Source organism: Myroides sp. LJL119 (genome assembly GCF_054871605.1).
Genome location: NZ_JBTXLO010000012.1, coordinates 1 through 3072, shown reverse-complemented (window position 1 = coordinate 3072; position 3072 = coordinate 1). Strand labels below are relative to the sequence as shown.

The window sequence follows — 3072 nt, the reverse complement described above, 5'->3', positions numbered from 1 at the left end:
CGGAAACCCATAAATTCTGTTTTGCATCAAAACGAACAATATGTAATTCCTTCTCTGGATCTTTTAATAAATCCTGTAAAGTGGTTCTTTCATCCCAACTCAAAGTAAGTAAAATATCTTCTTTGGTATTATTTCCACCTTTTTCTATTAACCAGTATTCATTGGTATCTAATAGGTTGATAACACCAGCTTTATGAGGTCGAGCCGCGAAAAAAGCCTTGTCATGTAAAATATAAGTACCTTGGTAGGCATCCTTTACAGATTCCGGAGCGCTAATACGAGCATAGCGATAAAGACCCTTGTCTCCTTTTGGATATTGGAAAGATTCTTTACCGATTTTCTCAACCGTCCCCTCTGCGTGAGATTTATCACTTGGGTTTATACCGATTGCTCCTTGGTGAAACGTTAAAGATCCTATTAAAGAATCTACTTGAATAATTCCATCTTGAAAATCAACTGAACCATTTACATCCATTGCGTTTTTTAAATCAAATGCCATAACTGGCATAGAATTATTTAAAACCACATGATTAAACTCAGAAATACTCACTCCTGAGATTACCTGAGTTCCCACTCTTTGTTCATATGGAGTAAAGATAGCAGTTGAGTTGTTTGCATTTGAAGTATGTGAATAAAGATTATCATTATTAAAGTCATGATAAAAATATACTGTACCGTCTTGAGTTACGTTGCCTGTCGAAGTATTATCGAAAGGATAAATAGTAGACATTAAACCACCATCAGCTACAGAAATCACTCCTTGGTTAACCATCTTTTGCGCAGGCGCACTATTTTGAGCAATCGTGCCAGAAATTGCAAAGCACAAAAGCCCTTTGGTTATAATTATTTTTGATAATTGCATTTTGTTTTAATTAATGGTTTAAATTAATTACCTGTAGAAGGCGCCTTATTATCCCTTTTACTTGGTAGCATTGGATTTGTAATAGTTGGAGAAATTACATAAATACGATGATCCTCTACTTCTCCTCCTTTTGCAATACCAATAGGGGTCTGAATATCTGCTTGGTTATCTGCCATACGCAACCTTACAAATGTTCCCACAGGCGTACGTTGACTTGGTATATTCCAGCTCAGCTCTACGCTACCAGATTCATCTCCTGTTCTTGGAGCTGGCACTACAACTCTTTCTTCCTGATCAAAAACTCCATTATCATTTAAATCAATCCAACCTGCAATATACATCCCATCCTTCTTAGCCACATAAGTAATCTTAGCTGAAAACGTTTGGTTCTCACGATAAAACTTACGATCAGTAATACGGTATTCTAAAGGCCAAGCATCTTCTTCATCTAATCCTGCAACGCCTTCCTTATCATCTGCATCAGCAAATCTACTATAGTTAACACTAGAATCAGAATCTGGCGGGGTTGAACCTAAATAACCGCTTGATTGGGCAACAAGTCCACCTGGGGTATACCCTTTAGTATTAATATTCACCCTCTTTTCAGGTTCGTCTTCATTAACTGCCTGTATTCCATCATCTCCTGGCATAAAACCTTCTAATAAATGCCAAGCTGCTCCATAAGACTCCGGGGCATCTCCACCATCTAAAGCTGGAGGAATAAGTCCCAAGGCTATAGCTTGTTTTCCACCTCCTTTTAATCTAGCATCAAAAGTTACTTGAAAACCATTATCCTCATCATAGGCTTGTTCTGAGAATGTCATAAAACCAACAGCTCCAGTACTAGAGTCGTTTCCTTTTAGAAAATCTAACTTTTGTTTGCCATTTTTTAAATTGGTTTTTTTAACCAAATATTCATTCGAGTTTCCAAGATTCTGTTTAATATCTACAATAGTCCACTGTCCATAAGCTGAAGCATCTGCGTTTTCATTGCTTGCCATAGATTCTGCATCTCCTAATACCATACCGGATAAGCGAATAGGTTTACCATCTAAAACCGCTTTACAAGTCACCTTAAATCTCACTTCATTGCCGTCATTGATAACTGAAAGACCATTAATTAACTGATTTTTTGCATTAACACCACCAATATTATAAAGCTTATCTAAAAAATCTCCATGGTAGTTACCAGGTCTATAAGATTTTAATCTTGAACCGTCGTTTACTTTTACCCAGTTACTACCATTATAATACTCAATATCTGAAATTGTTGCAGAAATCTCTAAAAGCTTATTATCACCTAAATCAATTCTAGCGTAAGAAGAGGCACCATTAGCTATTCTTTGATCATCTTTTCCATATTTATCCGCCGAGCTTTTAGCCCCCCAGGTTAACCATAAAACAGTATCTAAGTATTCACTCTGACCACCAGTTGCAAATGCAGCAGTTACAAAAGCTGATTCGGGTATTAAGCTCTGCGTACCGGCAGTTGGTATTTCTTGTGCAAATACACTTTGTCCCAAAAAACAAAGTGTACTTACAACTGTATATAAAATTACTTTCATATTAATTATTTATTACCTCAAAAACAATATTCATAAAAGACCCTACAGTTACCTCAGGAGTGTCGGTAATTTTATATGTTAAAACCCCTTGAGCATTAACCTTTACATCTGTATAAACTGTTTTATCATACCAAGTAATATGGTAATGTAACTCGTTAGATTCTAAAACAGGTATTTTTGGATCTACTGCTACAGAAGAAACTATTGGTTTAGTGAACTGCGCTTTATAGTTTTCGTATAAATTCACGGTAAACAATTTATTTGCTTCATCATAAGATACATTAGGATTATTGTCAATATTGATTTGATCTTTTACCACTGGTAGTACAATAGATGGCATATAGAAAAACTTAGGCATGGTTGCCTTAGCGTTTTCCCATTCTACAATGTTTGGATCTTGCGGATTTTTACCTGGTTTTGTAGTTAAAACTTGCCCAACTTCACCAGGAGTTATCTCTAAAGCAACATCTGAAAAAGTTGCTAAATCTCCTCCTTGAACCGTTATACTTTTAGAGCTTACGTTTCCTTTTGCTAGTTCTTCTCTTACAACAGGGTAATCTACATCGATAGAACCTGTTTTTTTATTCTCGATAAGTCCCTGTCCTGCGTTTAAAGGAGCTTGTTGGTTTTCCCAGATTGTTGAAA

2 protein-coding genes and 1 pseudogene are annotated in these 3072 nt (G+C 36.1%); all 3 read right to left on the bottom strand.

Annotation, left to right across the window (positions count from 1 at the left end; genetic code table 11):
• Positions 1 to 862: gliding motility-associated C-terminal domain-containing protein (locus ACYSNV_RS11545; RefSeq protein WP_461762705.1), on the bottom strand; the 862-nt coding region annotated here is incomplete at its 3' end.
• 23 nt (positions 863 to 885) lie between these two features.
• Entirely contained in the window at positions 886 to 2427 is a 1542-nt protein-coding gene (locus tag ACYSNV_RS11540) for a CshA/CshB family fibrillar adhesin-related protein (RefSeq protein ID WP_461762704.1), read from the bottom strand.
• Between the two features lies 1 nt (position 2428).
• Positions 2429 to 3072: pseudogene (locus ACYSNV_RS11535) on the bottom strand (hypothetical protein); the annotation flags it as partial.

Coding starts and splice junctions, on each gene's coding strand:
- ACYSNV_RS11540 (WP_461762704.1), bottom strand. CDS start 2,427: ATGAAAGTAATTTTATATACAGTTGTAAGTACACTTTGTTTTTTGGGA.